The following is a 19,569-nucleotide window of genomic DNA, read 5'->3' as shown; positions in this document are numbered from 1 at the left end:
TTTATGGTTAATCTAATACTTGTATTACTATTTTTCTTAGCCGGGCTTTTTTTTGGGGTCAGGGGCAGTATTTCATATATCAATGCTTATGATGCTATTCTACTCCCGTATTACAAAACAATAATTTCAATTTATATAATCTCTCTCTATTGTTTTATATTCACGTTTTGCGGAATTATAATCCATATTATTTTTGCAAAATATTTTAGATCTCTTTCAAATCCGGGAAAAGAGACTAGGCCTGTAGCAATTAAAAAAATCCCCTTATTTCTTATGTTGCTCTGCCTCATTGTTTTTGTTCTCAGCGTTATCTTAATAAATCAGGGTATGAGTTTTCACAAAGACTCAAATATCGATCCGAAAACTACAAAAGTATTTTTAATAGGTCTTGATGGTGCAACATGGAATGTACTAATTCCTTTAGTTGAAAAAGGAGAACTTCCTGCTTTTAGGGAGCTACTTAACCAGAGCTACTGGGGACAACTACGCTGTGCAGAAAGAGCGACTTCTCCTCTTGTTTGGACATCTATTGCCACAGGAAAAGTTGCAGAAAAACATGGCGTATTTGATCACACTGTACGCGAACCAGGAACTTATGAATCTGTCCCTGTAAAAAGTTACCACAGGAAGGTTAAAGCAATATGGAATATCCTTTCTGAAAATAAAAAAACCGTAGGTTTGATTGATTGGTATGTTACTTTTCCGCCAGAAAAAGTTAATGGTTATGTCATAAGCCGGTTAACAGCAGATGAAAAGGATAAAACTTATCCGTCAGAAATTCAAAAAGATATAGATGAGATGAATAAAAAATTTATAACTCAAAAAACTGAGGACAATCTTTTTCATGTGAAAGAAGAATTACTGAATGATGTAAGAAAGCTGAGCGCAGCAACATCTTATATGAGAGGGAAAACCCCGACAGATTTTTTAGGTGTATATACACACAGCACAGACGCTGTTCAGCACTATTTTTGGAAATATATGGAACCTCAAAAATATGATTATAAAATATGGGGGATGAATGACAGCGATGTTAAGAAATATGGGGAAGTGATTGAGTACCATTATATTGAAGTAGATAAGATGATTGGAGATTTAACAAAAAATATTGATGATAATACTATGTTGATAATTCTATCAGATCACGGTGCTCAGGCGCAGACTTTCCCCCATGTTGCTGTTGATGTTGATAAAATTTTAGACATAACAGGTTTTTTGTCATTTAAAAATAATTTTCAGGAAATAGATTTCTCAGAAGCAAAAGCCTTCAGTGCAGGGATAGAAAAGAATTACCAGATAAAAGGGGTTTGCCTTAACCTTAAGGGAAGAGAAACTACTGGTATAGTAAACCCAGGTGAAGATGAAGAAAGAATTAAATCCGAAATAATGAAGGCCTTGGCTGATTTAAAAATTTTAGAGAATGGCGAAAATATCTTTTCAAAGGTAATCAGTGGAAAAGATATGAAAGAAAAACGCTGGGAGGACTCAAAAATAGATCTATTTGCTTATTCAAATGATGAAGCACTAAAAGAATTTTATAAAACTCATATAAAAATTGCAGGTGAAACATTTCCATTGACTGACATTTTAAGCATTGATGATACTTCAGGTGAACATGCAAATGAAGGTATAATTTTGATGAGCGGTAAAAATATAAAAAGTAAATTTATATTTCCGGCTTTGGATATTAAAATAGCAAGGGTTTTGAAAAAAACAGCAAAAACAATTTTTGGCGATAACACACCATTATTAGTAAAAAAATGTTTTTTTATTCTCAACTTTGAAAGCATCGCTCCAACTACATTGGATATAACCCCAACTATATTATATTCAATGGGGTTGCCTGTCGGGAAAGATATGGATGGAAAAACAATTATAGATGCTTTTAAATCCAGCTTCATTAGTAAAAATCCTCTCAATTATATCAACACCTATGAAGGACCTTTAAGCACAAAATCTAACAAAGTTACTTCAACAGCGGACGAGAACATGCTTAAAAAGTTAAAGGCACTTGGTTATATACAGTAGATTTTATCTCAATTTATAGACGTAGAAATCTCTGAAGCCTGATTCTTTACGATAGATTAAGCTGATTGATGAGCTGAAATAATCTGAATATCTTATTTTATTAAACTCCATAATTTCAGTATAAGCCCGTCTGAAGGGGATTGGATTATTCAACTCATCTTCATTAAAAAATTGAGCAATATAGGCAATATTCTTCTCTTTTATATATTTATCAAATTTCCCATTTTTTTTGAACTTAAGTAATTCGAAATCATTGACTAATCCATCTAGGCAAATCACATGACAATCAGTAAAGTAACCAATAATACCTGCATCCCAGCAGCCAACTCTGGTACCTTTTTCAACATTTGCATTTATCCACTTTGCTGCTTCAAGCATCTCATCTGCAGGCCAGGTTATAGCAGGAGCTTTTAAACTGTCGCCGGTTCTTAATTTATTTTTAACTCCATAATTTCCTAATAGAATATATAAATATATTGTCATGAAAAATATTAAAGAAAACGTTACTCCCTTGAATATGGTTTCATTACTTATTGCTTTTTTAATTATTTCAGTGAAAAAGAAATCCAAAGACATTGAGATAATAATAATGGCGACCAAATATTCAACAGCGTAGTAAGTACTCATGGATTCCCAGAAGCTATAAAAATGATAGTAAGTATAATGGAACAAAATGAATAAAAATATTGGGGATAAATAATTTAAGCTCTTTAAAAGCGCAGACTTTTCTCTGTAGGAAACTATAGAGTAGATTATGATAAATAATATGAATAAGACTAAAAGTAATGCGACTTTTATTTCAAAATTCCTTTCAAGGAAAGGAAGATATTCCCTGAATGGTGTGAAATAACTATTGAAAATCCATGTGACACTTAAAAACCCTTGCCAAGCCTGATAAAAAATAAAATTCTTAATGTAACTCAAGCTAAAATAACCATTGTAAGTTTGTGTAATGATTAAGTTTGACATCCACTCCTTCACAGCTCCACTTATAGGCATTAATTTTCCGAAATAAATGATGTTCCATGCAAAATATGGAAGTAAAATGATTGAGGTGAAAACAGAAAACCTCAATAAAGATTTGATGCGATCTTTCTTTGCAAAACATATTAATATGAAAAAAGAGAATGTAATAAAAATAGCATCTGTCCGCGCAAGAATAACGAATCCTGTAAGAAGGCCTAATAGAGAATAATCACGTCCTCTGGGATTCTTGTTTAATTTAAACCGCGTTACATAAAAATATATAATCCATGATAGCATCACGCAGCTGAGGCTGAACTCCATACCAGATGTTTCCATCCTTATTAATTCTATATTTGTCCCCCAAATAATAACTGCAAAAAAAGCTGCAGTGTCGGAGTAGAGAGTCTTTACGATTTTATATAAAAAAAGTAATGTCCCCATGCTAAGAAGCGAGGAAAGAGATAATGACAAAGAAAGAGCAATTTCACGATTATTTACAAAAAACATAATAGGAACAAGAAGTATCTCCCATAAAGGCTGGAAACCATTCGTCATCTCTATTCCATCAAAGGAAATCTTATGGTTTAATGCTATATTTCTTGCAATTTTAAGAAAGTAGAATGTGTCATCAAAAGTCACATGGGTGAGGATTACATGCAGTGGAGCCAAGCTATATATCATTTTTACAATGAAATTTGAGAGAATGATTAGAATTAGAAATTTTTTGGAGTGCTTTAAAAAGAAATAATTTAAACTCTCATTAGGGGATGGAGAAGAATTAAATTCAGACATTGCATGTCTTAGTGTAACGGGAAGGGGTTTTCTTCATTAAAGCATGGGATCTGGACTATAAGATTCATGTTTTTTTATTTTTCCACCAGGTAATGACCTCATCTATTTTTTCCTCAAACTTTTCTGATGGATAATATCCAAGATCTTTCTTTGCCTTTGTCAGATCTGCGATGGAATTTTTTAATTCTCCCTGCTTTTCCTGCTCATAAACTGGTTTTAGATCGGGGTTCATTTTTTTACACAGAATTCCGGCAATTTCATTAACGGATTTTGGCTCTCCTGTGCCTATATTGAATATTCCTTTAGACCCGCTCCATTCCATTGCTTTCAAATTAGCTTGTACAACATCTCCAACATAAATGAAGTCTCGCTTCTGGTTTCCGCTTCCAAATATTATAGGTGGTTTGCCATGGAGAATATTATTTATAAAAATGGTGATAACGCCTACATAGGGTGTTAAAGTCTGGCCTTGCCCGTACGTATTGAAGTACCTTAGTATGATGCAATCCATACCGATCTCGTTTGCTATATTAAGGCAATACTTTTCTGAAGCAAGTTTTGAAATTCCATAAGGGGAAATAGGTTCCTTGATATAATCTTCATTTATTGGAATGCAGGTTTCACTATCAGCATAAACTGCCATTGAGGAAGCATAGACAAACTTCTTGACCGAACTGTTACAGCAGCTCTTCAATAAATTCAATGTGCCCATTAAATTATTATTTGCATCATCGTAAAACTGTTTTACAGATTCTCTGATACTGACCTTGGCTGCCTCGTGAAAAATTATATCAACAGAAGGGATTATCTCTTTTAGTAAACTTTCATCGAGAATATCTCCTTTTATAAAAGTTGCTCCCTCTGGGATATTCTCTGCTTTTCCCATTGACAGGTTATCGATTATTGTAACCTTAAGACCTTGCGCAAGTAGTGCTTTTGAAATATTAGAGCCTATAAAACCAGCTCCTCCTGTTACTAATGCTCTTTTATATTTTCCCATTTTGTTTGCTAAAAATTATCAGATGTTAAGCCATAACCCATTATGTTGCTCATAAGTTACTTGATGAATCCCAGTAAAGAAATGGCCATTTTGAAGTTTCTGATGAAATCTTCCCTGGTTTTGGTCTTTTTCAAAATATGCCAGAAATACTTGGGTCTTAGATAGAATCCCTTTATTGCTTTCTTTTGATATTTTTTTAAAACCTCTTTTGAAACATGTTCAAGTTCTATTATCGGGTCTCCATATCTCTTAAATTCTGACCAATCTTTTGCCAAACATTTAAGAACTTTCCCTTCCTTTGCCATTTCCCATACATCTGTCCCAGGGAAAGGAATTAGAAGCGAAAAGATTGCAACATCGAGATTTAATCCTCTGGATAAAGCTAAGGTTTTATCCATGGATTCCTCTGTATCGTAAGGAAGTCCAAGTAAAAAATATCCTACCACGGATATTCCTATCTCATTACACCATGCTACAGTTCTTTTTACTCCTTCAATTGTAATACCTTTTCCAACACCATCGAGTATCTTTTGATCTCCTGATTCGATTCCCAAGCCAATCATTATACATCCGGATTCCTTCATCTTTTTAAGCAGCTCATATGAGACTGTATCAACCCTTGACATACAGAACCATCTTATATTGAGTTTTCTTTTTATAATCTCTTCAGAGATTTCATAGACCCTTTTGGGACTAACTGTAAAATTATCATCCCAAAAAGATATTGAACTGACATTATAAGTGTCCCTTAAATTCTCAACCTGGTCGACGACATTTTTAACGCTGAGAGTCCTAAAACGTCTGCCGTGGACAATATAATCAGAACAATATGAGCAATGAAAGGGGCATCCCCTGCCGCTCATTATCCCCATGGATCGGCCAAGAAACATATTCCCGTATCTTTCGACCGGAAGCTTATCGTAACGGGGGAAGGGTAGGCTGTCTAAATCTTCAATTAAAGGTCGCGGAGGAGTCTTCAGAATCTTTCCATTTTGTTTGTAACATATCCCTCTGATTTCATCGAGTCGCTTCCCCTCTGTGATCTCCAGCATTGTCTCTTCACCTTCTCCTATAGCGACTATATCTATATACTCATTGGATACAGTCTCTTCTGGAAGAGCGGAAGCATGAATCCCACCTAGGACAACTTTTGCATTGGGATTATTCTCTTTTACAATCTTAGCTACCTTCTGGGCATTTATAATCTCCGGGGTTGTAGAAGTAATACCAACAAAATCTGGATTTTCCTTCTTTATAATATCTTTGACTTCCTCCCATCCTCTTGGGCAAAAGGTGGAGTCAACTAATCGCACACTTATTCCATGTTTTTCTAAATAGCTTGCAATACATGCAAGCCCTGTAGGAGGACTCCCCCATGGTACATTTTTTATATTCACTTTTCCGTATACGTCCCACCAGGGTGGTGATATTAACAAGACCTTACTCATATAACCTGCTTTCATCTATCTGACAGGGGATTTCTCCATTAGGGATAATAATCACTTTATTATACTCCTTGATTTCAGTTAATTTAACATCATCAAAAACTATTGACTCTCTTATATTAAGAGATTTTTCAATAACTACATTATTACCAATCACTGAATTTTCTATAATAGAATCAGGGCAGACCATTGTCCCCTCTCCGATTATATTCTGAACCTTGTTTTGTGCCAGATATTTCAGATTGCAAAGCAGCAGGTCAGAAGGGCTTGATACATTCACATACCAATCTACTGCTTCGGCGCTGTAGATTGGATAACCATCATCTATCAATATCTGAATCGAATCCGTAATTTCATATTCATCTCTCATCGCAGTTCTTGGAGTTCTTCTTATTGCATCAAAAATTGACATACTAAAAACATATATACCGCATCCTTTTAAAGGGCTTACCGTGTGTCTTGGCTTTTCAATAACCCTTCTTACTAACCCGCTATCATGGAGAAGCACTGCGAAATGGAGACCTTTGAATTTTGGATTAGTGTCTTTTTTAACTGCTAAAACAGACGTTGCATTCTGCTTTTCAAAAATATCTATTAGAGATTCCCAGTTTTTAGGATAGAAAAAGACATCTCCCAGAAATAATATAAAAGGCTTTTTTATATAAGGCTCAAGCTGCCCGACTGCATGGGCTATCCCCAAAAGTTTTTCCTGCTCTATATATTTTATTTTAACTCCTAACTGGCTGCCGTCTTTAAAGAAATCAATGATCTGATCCTTCTGATATCCAACAACTATGATAATATCATTTATGCCGAGTTTTTTCATGCTCTCAATCTGGTGCTGCATTATAGGCTTATTCCCGATTGGCAGCATTGGTCTCAACTTAGGCAGTCCGGTTGATTTAACCCTCTCGCCGACCCCTGCAGCTAATATTACTCCCTGTCCATCCCAGTTCATCTATTCACCTTTAACATTATATTTTTTCACATTAACAACATTTTACATCGTTACATCGTATTACCTTATTATCAGCTAAAACAGTATTAATTAAATCTTTATCATCATCAATTTCTGTATGAGAGAAGACAATGGAATTTACTATATTAATCGGTTTAGATATCACTACATAATCTCCTATAACAGAATTCACTATTCTGGCATCAGGATGAATTTTTAAGCCATTACCAACCAATGAAGCAATTCCCGAATATCTGAGCCATTCCAGGTTGCATTTTAAAATATCTTCCGGATATGTGAGGTTTGATTCCCACTTAAGAATATCGATTGAATAAACAGGATAATGATCATCAATTAAGATTTGCAATGCACTGGTGATCTCATATTCATCTCTCATTGCGGTCCGCGGAGTCCTCCTAAGGGCGTCAAAAAATGAAAGACCAAAACAATAGATGCCGCATCCTTTTAAGTTGTTCTGAACCTTGATGGGTTTTTCAATTACCCTTATTACATTTCCGGCACTACCTAACATGACAGAAAAATTATTTCTTATCTTTTCCGGAGAATCCTCTTTTATAGTTGCGATTATGCCGCCGGCTCTTTTACCTATAAAATTTTTAATTATATCAGTAAAATTCTTTGGAATAAAAAATATATCGCCCAGGATAAGAACAAAGGGGCTACTGATTATTCCCTCAAGTTGCAATACTGCATGAGCAATTCCTAAAGCCTTTTCCTGATTAATATATCTTATCTTTACTCCAAATTTCTCTCCGTCTCCGAGAGACTCAATAATCTTTTCCTTTAAATAACCTACAACAACTATTATCTCATCTATCCCCAATTCCTTCAGATATTGAACATGGTAATGAATTACCGGTTTATTCCCGACCGGCAAAAGCGGCTTTGGAATGTTTAAGCCTAAGGGACCCATCCTATTTCCCCTGCCGGCAGCTAAAATCACTCCAACAATTTTTTGATTGGTTCCCACACTTATTTGATCCTATAGAGAATTTATTACCTTTGCTCTGAGCAAAAAAATCTTAAACTTTAAATAAAATAAAAAAAGAGTTATTTGATAGATTGCCTTTAATGCCTTTAGTTTTGTCTCTCCGCCTTCTCTTTCATGGTGGGTTATTCCTGTTTCACCAATGCTGTATCCGGAATTCTTTGCTTTTACCAATATTTCTGTAGGAGTTGGAAATCCCTTTGACTCAATATTTATACTTCTGATAACGTTACCCTTATAAAGCTTGAATGCACAGTTTGCATCCTTAAATTTAACTCCCATTAAAACCTTAACAATAAAATTTAATCCGCCATTTGCAAATGTGCGTAAGAAGGTATCTTTTTTCTTAAATCTGAACCCTGTAACAATATCAAATGCACCCCTCTCCATTTCATTTAAAAGGGATGGATATTCTTTTAAGTCAAATTGACCGTCAGAATCCAGAGATACCACATACTCTCCTTTTGAATGTTCAATAGCATCAGCAAGGGCTTTCCCGTAGCCAAGATTATTCTTATGAGGAACTATCACAAGGTTCTTAAGTTCCTCTTTAAGCTTAAGAAGAATTTCCTTAGTCCTGTCACTGCTTCCATCATCAGTTATAACAATTTCACCTTTTATGCTGTTTTCATTTAAAATTCTACTCCAATACCTTACGACTTTTTCTATACTTTCTTCTTCATTAAAGGCTGGAGCTACAACTGATAGATAAATTTTATCTTCTGTCATGTAATATTCTCTGAAAAATTGTTATTATTGTTTCTGCGGGAACATTACTTTATAGAGGCGATTCCCGTTTTTATTGAAAACTTCCTTCAATGCCAGGTTGTCTCCAAAAATATTGCCGCTTATCCCTTTTTCAAAAGTTCCCAGATATATGTAATCAAGTCTATTTTTTCTAAAATCGCCATACATACTGCTTGACGATAATGATCTGTATTTCACAAGAATATCGTTTAATACTTTATCAGGAAAGACTTCTCTTTCCCCATAAAAAACCTTTGCATATTTTACATGAAACAAGTGAAAGCCCCATTCATCCTTTGATAGATTTTCTTTTAAATAAGCCTCATCAGTCCCATATAATTTAAAAGAGATTATAAGTCTTCTAATGATTTCCTCATCTGAAGCAAAGGTTAATATTCCATTGGGTAAGAATATTTTATTGTAAGTATATACAGGTATTAAATCGTTTATCCTTCTGTTTAAAGACAGCACAACATCGTCTCTTTTACTGTTCTCCTTAAGCCATGTAAAAAGTTCACTTTCTTCATTAGTCAAGGTGTATGTGCTGTAAGTTCTTGAAGCATAAACAGTCTGTTTCACTAACCCTGAAACTAGCAAAAAAACAATCAGAAATTTTAAAATTAAACTAAAATTCATTTTTCTGCGGAAATGTGATTCTTTTTGTTTTTTGGCAAACCGGCTTATCAAAAATGATAAAATAAAAATAAAGAATGGCTGGATTGTTAAGAATAACCAATGATGGTTTTGAATTGTGCTTCCGGTTATAATCTGACTGTTAATGCATATTATTCCCCCAACCATAAAAGAAAAAAGAAAAAGGAAATCATCATCTTTTACTTTTTTATAGATAAACAACAAAAAGATAGCAATAAGGCATTCTATAGTTGAATGCCATTCAACAAACCTTCCTTTTACAAGTCCATACCTTGATAGTATATCATCATGGTTGACAAATTTGCTGAATTCAATCTGCCTCATGAAATAAGGAATAGAAATCAAAACCCCTATGCCAATTACAAGAAGAATAAGCTTAATTCTCAAAAAATCTTTTTTAAACAAATAAAACAAAAACAGAATAGAAATACCGGCAAGAAAGAATGTCCAGAAATATATATATGAATGGAAGAGCATTCCCAGCAGAATTCCGGATAATATTGAGTAAAACAAAGATTTCTCTTTTATACAGCGGTGAAAGGAAAACAGGGCTAAAAGGAAAAATGGCAAAGAGAATTCAGGATTTATGAATCTTGAGAGAGAAAGAGGATTGTTTGGCGGAAAGTTCCAAAACGCATATTGATAACCTGACCAGGCTTTTACAATCGCTGAAACAGATCTTAACATATCCAACCCGAAGACTAAGAGCATACTGCCGAAAATAGACACTAAAGCTTCTTCTGTCAGAGACAGGAGGAAAATATAACTGAATAAGAATATTAAAGGTGGAAAGATAAAATCAGCAAAAATAAAAAGTCTTTGAACAGAGCCAAGAAGCTTTGCAAAATTCCCCAGGAGAAAATAAGGAAATGTAGAAAAAGGATTTGGCGTATTCCTGTATTCATACAAATCAACATCAGAAAAAAAAGGTTTCCCATCAAAAATCTCTTTTAACTGTGCCGCATAAAAAAGAGATTCATCATGAGTAATGCCGCACACACTTTCTAACCCGGCAACTAAAGGGGTATAAGAAGAGCTTTCCTGGCCAAGAAAAGCCGGAATTAACAAATGGGGGAGCCCAAAGATCAGGCTGACACAAATTACTAAAATCAGTATTGTAAGATTTGTTTTGTTAATCAATAAAATTCCTCGAAGCTTTGCTTGGGGGTTGTTCATTTAATCAAAGTTTTTAAAGCTAAACAAAATTATATTATATGCTGGAGTCTTGTAAAGCAAACTCAAATCGCATATCATGAAAACTAAACTAAAAACGCCATACCATTAAAGGAACAATATGAGCTACAGAGATAAGCTGTATTCGACTTATGTTTCAAGCAATATTGCCCATATTTTTGGTGAAGCAAATATTAAGAAAATAGAGAAACAACAGTTCCCTTCATGGGGGAAGCATTATTCTAAACTTCTTCCGGATAATAAACATGCAAGCATCATTGATATTGGTTGCGGCAGTGGTAGTTTTGTCTATTTTCTTAAGAAGCTTGGTTATGAAAATACTTCAGGGATAGACATAAGCCCGGAACAGATCCAGGTTGCAAAAAATCTTGGGCTAACGGATGTAGAATGTAGTGATAATATAATTTATTTGAAGGGCAAACAAAATGCCTATGACGTTGTAATTATAAAAGACCTGATAGAACATTATCCTAAAGAAAGTATTATGGAACTGTTAGATTTGGTATTTGACGCTTTAAAGCCTGGAGGAAAAGTTATAATTCAAACCCCTAATGCAGAATCACCATTTGGAAGTAGATTCAGATATTATGATTTTACCCACAGCGTTGCATTTACAAAAAGTAGTTTAAGCCAGGTATTAAGGGCAACTGGGTATGAAAATGTCAGCTTCTATGCGATGGGGCCGGTACCCCATGGGATCAAATCATTCATTAGATTTTTGCTCTGGAAGATAATTCTGATAATAATAAAATTATATATGCTCATTGAAACAGGAAGTGCTGATGGTATTTATACTCAGACAATAATTGCGGTAGGACAAAAAGAAAAAAAGTAAAGTAATCTAATAGCATTTAAATATTGAAAATGAAGCCATCCCTAGGAATAAAAAAAACAATAGTATTTTCTTTAATACCTTTTTTTTTGCTTTTTTCTGTAACAGAATTTGCTTTAAGGTATTCAGGGTTTCATTACTATCCAAGCTGGACTTATGATAACCCAAGATGGGAAAGAGATCCTTATTTATTATATAAATTAAAACCAAACTTTATTAGCGAAGATGGTTCTGTCAGAGTCAATTCCTTTGGTTTCAGGGGTAAGGAATTCACATTACAAAAAGATCCCATGAAAACCCGCATTGTCTGTATGGGTAATTCTTGCACGTTTGGTTTTGAAATAAAATGGACATCTTATCCTGATGAACTCGAGAAGATTTTAAATAGTTCTTCCCCTAAAGAAAAATATGAAGTTATTAATGCGGGAATTCCTGATTATAGTTCTTACCAGGGATTACAACTTCTCGAGAAAAGAGTGTTAGGGTTAAATCCTGACATTATTATAATATCTTATGGGTGGAATGACATAAGAACCACTCATCAGATTCCGGACAAATACCAGAAAGTAAACATCTATTTTTATTATATAGATACCCTGCTTAATAAGTTTAGAGTTTATCAGGCCTTAAATAAGGCCATTACTTCCGTAAAAAAGATGTTGGTAAGAAATGATAATTCAGAAGTAAAGTCAGTTCGAAGAGTTTCTCCTTCAGATTTCAAAAATAATCTTGAATCTATGATAAAGATTGCAAGAAGCCACAGTATAAAAGTTTATATACTCAATGAACCCTCAGGAGAAACTGAAGATCAGATTCATAGTTATTTGGAGAATTTTTTAAAGGATCATGTCCTTTACAATGAAATTGTGAAAACCGTATCTGTCGAGTCACAAGTTCCATTAATTGATATTGTAAAACTCTTTAATGGAAAAAAAGGGGAAAAGCTTTTTGACAACCCTTACCCCCGGAAAGACTTGATTCACCCCAATCTCTTGGGAGAAAAACTGATAGCTAATGAAATTGCTAAAACAATTCTTAGCCACAAATGAATTCTTTTCTTTAATCTAATAATCCATGGATTTTAGTTTGCTTAATAAAATTGGATTATATTTCAATAGTTCAATATTTGACTTGCCTCTGATTACTCTTACAGCACATGGAATATAATATATATTATGGTCAGTTAATAAACCACGCAGCTCGTCCGGAACAAGATGAGTCATATAGATATCTTTTTTTGGATCGAAAACATAATCCAAACAGATTAAATGCCGCTTTGAATTAAAATAAGTCCCAGTTTCAAATATTTCATTTCTGTTAAAGTAGACATATACAGGTTGATATTCATGCCAGATTACTATTGAATGTTCTTTGAAATCGAGGTTAGGAAGAAGCTTTCTGAACTCTAGAATATTATTTCTCTTTTCAATGTCTGTTATCAATGTTCCCTTGCTAACAGGTACCGGCTTTATGCTTACCTCTCCGTTGCTATTAAAAATAAAATCAACTCCAGGAATAATTAGAAAACCATTCAAAATAACGAGCAAACTTAGAATTATTAAATTCCTTTTTTTAAAAAATATTCCTGAAAGGATAAAAGCTGATGGGAGCAAAGGAATCAGATATTCTGGCTGAAAGGGATATTTTATGAATAATGCAAGAAAGACCAAAATTGTAATAGTGGAAAAAACTACTACCTTGTTTTTTTCTTTCGCAGCTTCAAAATAAACTTTCAACTTTTCCTTTGAAAAAGGGATGAGAATTAAAAGAAATATTGCTGCATCAATGCCTATAAACTCATAAAATATTCTGTATCCTATTTTTGACAGGTTCATTGTAAATGTTGAAGGAGGATACATGTAATTCTTGTACTCCTCGGGAGAGAATAGTTTATAGCTATAAAGGAATGGGATAAAAAATAAAAATGAAGTAATAAAAAAAACTATTATAAATCTGGGTATCTCTTTTTTATTCTCTTTCCATATAAGATAAAGCAATGGCAAAAGCATAACTCCATTCGTTGGACGTGATCCAACGGCTAATCCCAGTGCTATTGCGCTTAATGGAAACTTCCCCTGGAGTATCAGGTATTGCGAGAAAAGTATAAACATGAGGGACAACATATAGTCCATTGTATTGATGCTGTTTTTCCAGACGACAGGCATGAAAGTAAAGGCAATAAGCAGAAGCTCTCTGTGTTCTACTTCCCATTTTGTAAGTATTTTGTAGAATAAAATAAGACAAGCAATAGATGTAATCATAGAAAGGCCATTGGTAAAAAGCCAATCAGATATTCCTATTGTTTCATTTATTTTCTGAAGCAGGGCAAGCAGGAATTCATATATAGGGAATCCAATTCCTCTTGATGCGAAATATTTTCCTGTTTTAAATATTGCAAAACCAGTATCAGCATAGACCCATGAATCAATGTCGCTTCCAAAACCCATATTCAGAAATGGTATTCGCGATAGCAGGAATGTAAAACCAAAAAAGACAATAAACTTTTTTTTCACATTAATTAAGTTTTAAATAGTTATTGATTCTAAAATAAGGATCTTTGCTGATTTCATTAAATATCTCAGATGCGGCTATCTGATGGGCTTTTGCATTGGGATGAGTGTTTGTGGGTGCAGTAGTCTTTACCCAAAGAGATTTATCAGGAATACCTTTGTAGGAATTAAACAGATCTAATTCCTTCACTCCATTTTCCTCACATAATTTTATTACCTGTGAATGTGCCTTGGAAAAAGGATAATTCTCGTTTAACTGATAGAAATAAGGGAAAATAACTACTAACAATGGAATATCTTTTTCTCTGGTCAAATTACAGATATTATTAAATGAGTTTTCAAAATCTTTCCAAACCATGGAATCTTTATCATATACTTTTAAAAAGGAGCGTGTGAATATATCCTTGCTTAATAACTCGTCTACCTTCATTTTCAAAAACCAATAAAGATCTGAGATATCGAGCAATCTTTTATTGTTAAACAGCAATTTAAGCTTTTCTTTTTTCTCCTCTTCATGCCATTGGGTCATTCCTGAATCGTGAGAAGGATCATTCAGGCAGTAACCAAGTATTACCATGTCAGGCGAAAGCCTTATCCCTTCATTTTTTAACCTTTGGAATTCTCTTTCCGTATCTAAACCCAGGAAACTTGAGTTTATCACCTCGAAATGTTTTGAAGGATATTTATCATTTAATGTTTTTTCCAAAACCTTTGAATATGTTTCCGTCATATCGAGACCCTGTCCATAGGAGTACGAATCACCCAGCACAAATATTCTAAAAACACCTTTGGGTTTTTCAACGGAGTATTCATAATCCCGGAATCCTAAAGAATTGTGAGTCTTCTTGGTGTCATACTGCCACTGGAGAGCTTTTTTTTCATCTGCTTCATATCTATCTCTATAGCCTGTTGCTCTTATGAAGATCTCAATTACTAATAGAATTAAAATTATACTTGCAAAAAGGAGGGTAATATTCTGGAAAAAAGTTTTAAGATTTTCTTTTTTCATTAAAGAAACATATCTGGATTAAGACGAAAGATATCTAAACTTGACTTTCAGAACACCTGTAAAAGCAGTATAAATCTCTTGAAAAGACAGATTTGATTGTCCTCTTTTTCTGTTAACAAATAGAGTAGGGACCTCTCCTATCCTGAAGCCTTTTCTATATACCTGGTATGCCATTTCGCTGAGAACGATATATCCCTTTGATGTTATCTTTTCAAAGTCTAGGTTACTTATGACCTTTTTCTTATAAATCCTATATCCATTTGTATAATCAGAAATCGGTATTCCTAATATGGTTCGGGCGTAAAAATTTGCTATTTTGCTAAAGACTCTTCTGGCAAGAGTCCAGTCAACTATCTTGCTCCCTTTAAGATATCTTGACCCGATTACCATGTCATAGGACTTTATCTTGTCAAAGAACAGGGGAATTTCCTGCGGGTTATGGGAAAAGTCAGCATCCATTTCAAATACATAATCAAAATCATTAGCGAGAGCGTATTTAAATCCTTCAACACATGCAGAACCTCTTCCACCTTTCCCTTTTCTGTGAATTGCTTTTATTCTTGTGGAAGCTGAAGTTAGTTCATCTGCAATTTTCCCGGTACCATCAGGAGAGTCATCGTCAACGATCAGAATAGAAATATCAGATGAAATTTCTAATAATTGCTCGGTAAGTTTTGCAATGTTTTCTCTTTCGTTATAAGTGGGAATAACGACGAGAGTTTTCTTTACTTCGCTTTCCTGCAAATCGTATTCCTTAGATATGCTCAATGTTTTTTAATAAAATCTTCAAACACCGTTAAAATATAATCCAGATCTTCCTGGTTTAGCCCCTGATGTGTACCTATGTAAAACCCATTCTTACCTATAAATTCTGAATTCTTAAAGTCTCCCTCTCGGTGTCCAATAAACTTGTAAGCGGGCTGTTGCGTTGGGATAGAGCCAAACATTGGCCTGGTCTCAATCCCTTTTCTTTCAAGAAAATCAGTTATGTCTTTTCTGGTGAAGGATGCTTCTGGACGAATTACTAATGGATAGACAAGAGGACTAATTCTTTCGTTTGGCATTTCTTCAAAGAATTGGAAAAAGTCTTTATATTTTGAAAGTTCTTTATTCAAATAGAACAAATTACTCCTTCGCTTGTTTATTATTTCGTCTAGTTTCTCAATATCAGCTATTCCTAACGCAGCTTCAAGCTCATTCATTTTACTTGAATAACCTATCCGTTCAAAGAAAAATCTCGTATCTATTCCCTCTCCATATTCAAATCTTAATGGACAATAAGATGAATCAATATTCAGAACGCATTTTTCACATTTACACGCCCTTCCATGAGCTCTGAGAGACCTAAGGATTCCTGCATATTCATTATTGTTAGTTATTACTGCCCCTCCTTCACCTGTAGTAATTATATGGGCAACATAAAAACTAAAGGCTCCTGCATCCCCTATTGTTCCTACTTTAGCTCCTTTATATTCTGCTCCATGAGCTTCAGCAGCATCTTCTACAATAAAAAGATTATATTTCTTTGCTATTTCCTTTATTGGATCCATATTAGCCGGACGTCCAAAAAGGTGGACAGGCATTATCCCCTTCACCTTGCTCGAATCGGAAGATAAGGCTTTTTCAATTTCAGAAGGATCGATCTGATAAGTTAGAGGATCTATATCTACGAATCTTGGAATAAATCCTGCATGCAAGACAGAATTGGCACAAGAAACAAATGTCAATGCCGGTATTATTATCTCACTTTCTCTTTTCGTGGGATAACCGCCGCATGCAACCAACGCCAATGTATCTGCATCAGAGCCTGTACTGACAGATATCGCATTTCTTACTCCATGATACTTTGCAAATAACTTTTCAAACTCAGAAACAAATTTGCCGCTAGATATTCTATTTGAGTCTAAGGCCTGATTAACCAATGCTTTAGCTCTGTCAGAGATTATTGCACTACCAACTGTTATTTTTCTCATAAATAATAGGATTTAAAATTAAAAACCGCGCAAATATTCGGTATTAAACTTAAGTTACTAACATTTTTTAAATTATATTAAAACAATAGGGGTGTCAAATTTATCTCAACTTTAAGGTTGTTATGATACTTTATGTAAATATGCCTTATCATAAACCATCAGCACATCAGCCATTTTTTTTATAATTTTATTAACACCAACTGCAGGGTCGAGTTTTTCACCTGTAAGTTTTAGAAAATAATCTAAAGCTTCATTTTCTGATATATTTTGCTTATCAAAGAGCTCTAAAATTTTATCTGCAGTTTCAAAAAAAAGTATCGTTGAATTGGTAAACGGATTTATGAACTGTTTCCTTTGAAAATGATATGCCATAAACCTTAGATAGTCATTAAGTTTGAAACTGATAGATACTTTATCCCTCACTATCCTGAGAAGTTCACTGATGAGCCGGTATTGTTCAACAGGACTGCTGAAATTTACCTCTCTGCCGGAAAGCTGGCAGCTGATGGCATTTTGAACAAAAACTGCAAGCTGTTTGTCCAGGATATGTGAATAATTTTCCGCTTTTTGTATGCAGTATTTGAGGCTGTAAAAGTTTTTCCATTCATTGTAACCGAATTTTCTTTCATTTGCTAGCAGGAGTGCCTGAAAAGCCTGTATTACAGATTTTCTGTAAAATTCTTCACTTCCGCTTTCCATACTTACTGCCTTGATCAGAAACTTGTATGCGCGCTTCAAATTATTTATTGGTTCGGGTGCATGAAGAGAATTGAGTGTATTAACAATTGAGCTGCTTTCCTTGAGAGGCTCTCCAGCAATTGTGGTAAGATTTAGTTTTAAGGCTCCTTCCCAGGCTACTACGAATTCGACTGATTTGAGGGCTCCTTCCAGGCCTGATATTGATAAGAGTCTTGCATCTTTTCTTGCCGCAAGGCACTTAAACAGTGACGGGAAAACAAGGAATATATCTGCATCGCTTGCAACCGTATGGGTCCCATCTTCTGATATTTTTATTTTCCCTTCTCCGTAGGCCATGCTGCCTCCAAGCAGAATGGAACAGTCAGGATATAACTTGGAAATTTCTCTGACTATGACTTTGAGCCTTTCTGCTATAAGGCCATTCATATGGGATGACGGGTCAAGAAGAAATACTTTGTCTTTTAGCTCGTAGATTTTATCCATATGGTGCTCTATTGATAAATTAATATTGTTTTATTATACAATTTAAAAAAATATTGTTATTATAATAAGTTAAAATCAATTAAAGGAGTAAGAAAAAATAACTTATGACTTCCACGGTATCGTTAATAAGCTGTGATGAATATAATGAAGAAAAAGTATTTAATGCGGTTAAAACGGCTGTAGATCTTGTCGGTGGAATTAAATCTTTTGTATCACCATGTTCAAGGGTATTGATAAAACCAAACCTCCTTTCTGGCAAGCTTCCGGAGAATGCGGTAACCACTCATCCAACAGTGCTTTCTGCTGTTGTTAAGCTTGTCCGTGAAGCAGGCGGAGTTCCAGTTGTTGGAGACAGCCCCGCAGTAGAGGGTAATAATAATTTTGAAAAGTTCAAAAAGGTATGTGAGGCGACGGGGATTTTAGACGTAGTGAATAAGCTGAATGTAGAACTTGTACATTTCAATGCATCGAGGGTTGAAATAGAGAACCCGGCAGGAAAGGTGTTTAAAAAGTTTACTGTTACCGGCGAGCTTCAAAAATGTGATTCAATAATCAACCTGTGCAAACTTAAAACTCACGGGCTTGCTCTGATAACTGGTGCTGTGAAAAATATGTTTGGCACTGTGCCGGGATTATTAAAAGGGCAGTATCATATGCGTGTTCCTCATCGTCCCGAGTTTTCCCAGATGGTTGTAGATTTATACCAGGCTGTAAGACCGGCATTGAGCATTATGGATGCTGTTGTGGGGATGGATGGGAATGGACCCGGAAGCGGCAATCCTCGTCAGATAGGTGCAATAATTGCAAGCACCGACGCCGTAGCTCTTGATTCAGTTGCATGTCAGATATGTGATAAAGACCCTTATCTACTGCTCACATGCAAGTACGGCGAGGAGCAAGGGGTGGGGATTGCAGATCCGAAGAAAATAAATATAGTTGGCGAACAAGTCGAAAAATTCAAAGTTAAAGATTTTGAGGTTCTGGTGGAGGATGTTTCCCGTAAACCTGTGATGCATTTTATAATTAATACTTTCAGGGAAAAAACTACTGCAAAACCTGTTGTTGATTATAAGAAATGTACTAAATGCGGTACCTGTTATGAGTCCTGCGTTCCAAAAGCTATCAGCATGCCTGATGGGTATCCTGATATTAATTACGATATATGTATAAAATGCTACTGCTGTCACGAAGTTTGTCCTGACGGTGCTATTTCTTTAAAAAAAGGATTTCTCTACCGTTTACTTGTAAAGTAGAGATATATAAACATTAT

The 19,569-nt window shown here is 34.7% G+C and carries 16 protein-coding genes; 4 read left to right on the top strand and 12 right to left on the bottom strand.

The annotated features are described in order from the left end of the window. Positions 1–3: 3 nt before the first annotated feature. On the top strand, positions 4–2,028 hold the full coding sequence (locus tag HZA77_08935) for an alkaline phosphatase family protein (GenBank protein MBI5375547.1): 2,025 nt from the start codon (positions 4–6) through the stop codon (positions 2,026–2,028). A 3-nt stretch (positions 2,029–2,031) separates the two neighbouring features. Here HZA77_08935 and HZA77_08930 read toward each other — a convergent pair whose 3' ends face one another. From HZA77_08930 to HZA77_08900, 7 genes are all read right to left on the bottom strand, one after another. Continuing rightward, positions 2,032–3,663, bottom strand: a complete 1,632-nt coding sequence (locus HZA77_08930; protein MBI5375546.1) for a glycosyltransferase family 39 protein — start codon at positions 3,661–3,663, stop codon at positions 2,032–2,034. Positions 3,664–3,850: 187 nt separating this feature from the next. Next, complete coding sequence (locus tag HZA77_08925) at positions 3,851–4,786, bottom strand: NAD-dependent epimerase/dehydratase family protein (GenBank protein MBI5375545.1); 936 nt, start codon at positions 4,784–4,786, stop codon at positions 3,851–3,853. Between the two features lie 56 nt (positions 4,787–4,842). After that, positions 4,843–6,234, bottom strand: coding sequence for a cobalamin B12-binding domain-containing protein (locus tag HZA77_08920; GenBank protein ID MBI5375544.1), 1,392 nt, complete (start codon positions 6,232–6,234; stop codon positions 4,843–4,845). Continuing rightward, the gene (locus HZA77_08915) at positions 6,227–7,189 is read right to left on the bottom strand and encodes an NTP transferase domain-containing protein (GenBank protein ID MBI5375543.1); all 963 of its coding nucleotides are present in this window, start codon (positions 7,187–7,189) and stop codon (positions 6,227–6,229) included. Before HZA77_08915 ends, HZA77_08920 begins: the two co-directional genes overlap by 8 nt. A gap of 31 nt (positions 7,190–7,220) precedes the next feature. Continuing rightward, the gene (locus HZA77_08910) at positions 7,221–8,180 is read right to left on the bottom strand and encodes an NTP transferase domain-containing protein (protein ID MBI5375542.1); all 960 of its coding nucleotides are present in this window, start codon (positions 8,178–8,180) and stop codon (positions 7,221–7,223) included. Positions 8,181–8,192: 12 nt separating this feature from the next. Beyond that, positions 8,193–8,927 (bottom strand): glycosyltransferase family 2 protein, encoded by a 735-nt coding sequence (locus HZA77_08905; GenBank protein MBI5375541.1) that lies wholly within the window; start codon positions 8,925–8,927, stop codon positions 8,193–8,195. A 24-nt stretch (positions 8,928–8,951) separates the two neighbouring features. Then, positions 8,952–10,739 carry a hypothetical protein gene (locus HZA77_08900; GenBank protein ID MBI5375540.1) on the bottom strand — a complete coding sequence of 596 codons (1,788 nt, stop codon included), beginning with the start codon at positions 10,737–10,739 and terminating at the stop codon, positions 8,952–8,954. Positions 10,740–10,893: 154 nt separating this feature from the next. On the opposite strand from HZA77_08900, the gene HZA77_08895 reads away from it, so the two are divergent. Next, entirely contained in the window at positions 10,894–11,628 is a 735-nt protein-coding gene (locus HZA77_08895) for a class I SAM-dependent methyltransferase (GenBank protein ID MBI5375539.1), read from the top strand. Positions 11,629–11,651: 23 nt separating this feature from the next. Then, positions 11,652–12,674 (top strand): SGNH/GDSL hydrolase family protein, encoded by a 1,023-nt coding sequence (locus HZA77_08890; protein ID MBI5375538.1) that lies wholly within the window; start codon positions 11,652–11,654, stop codon positions 12,672–12,674. Between the two features lie 15 nt (positions 12,675–12,689). Here the strand turns inward: HZA77_08890 and HZA77_08885 are convergent, their stop codons facing one another. The 5 genes from HZA77_08885 to HZA77_08865 all read right to left on the bottom strand — a co-directional run bounded on the left by HZA77_08885 (position 12,690) and on the right by HZA77_08865 (position 18,299). Beyond that, the gene (locus HZA77_08885) at positions 12,690–14,138 is read right to left on the bottom strand and encodes a DUF2029 domain-containing protein (protein MBI5375537.1); all 1,449 of its coding nucleotides are present in this window, start codon (positions 14,136–14,138) and stop codon (positions 12,690–12,692) included. Between the two features lies 1 nt (position 14,139). After that, positions 14,140–15,144: an SGNH/GDSL hydrolase family protein gene (locus tag HZA77_08880; protein ID MBI5375536.1), complete on the bottom strand. Its 1,005-nt coding sequence runs from the start codon at positions 15,142–15,144 to the stop codon at positions 14,140–14,142. An 18-nt stretch (positions 15,145–15,162) separates the two neighbouring features. Next, positions 15,163–15,912 (bottom strand): polyprenol monophosphomannose synthase, encoded by a 750-nt coding sequence (locus tag HZA77_08875; GenBank protein MBI5375535.1) that lies wholly within the window; start codon positions 15,910–15,912, stop codon positions 15,163–15,165. Then, on the bottom strand, positions 15,909–17,117 hold the full coding sequence (locus HZA77_08870) for a DegT/DnrJ/EryC1/StrS family aminotransferase (GenBank protein ID MBI5375534.1): 1,209 nt from the start codon (positions 17,115–17,117) through the stop codon (positions 15,909–15,911). The genes HZA77_08875 and HZA77_08870 overlap by 4 nt, the downstream gene beginning before the upstream one ends. Positions 17,118–17,237: 120 nt before the next feature. Further along, positions 17,238–18,299, bottom strand: coding sequence for a hypothetical protein (locus tag HZA77_08865; protein ID MBI5375533.1), 1,062 nt, complete (start codon positions 18,297–18,299; stop codon positions 17,238–17,240). A gap of 104 nt (positions 18,300–18,403) precedes the next feature. Between HZA77_08865 and HZA77_08860 the strand changes: the two genes are divergently transcribed. Then, a complete protein-coding gene (locus HZA77_08860) occupies positions 18,404–19,552 on the top strand; it encodes a DUF362 domain-containing protein (protein ID MBI5375532.1) in 1,149 nt (382 codons plus the stop codon). Positions 19,553–19,569: the final 17 nt, after the last annotated feature.

This window comes from Candidatus Schekmanbacteria bacterium (assembly GCA_016219965.1).
In the GTDB taxonomy this organism is placed as follows: Bacteria; Schekmanbacteria; GWA2-38-11; order GWA2-38-11; family J061; genus JACRJM01.
Note: the sequence above shows the minus strand (reverse complement) of the source record. Positions and strands in the feature narration are given on the sequence as shown.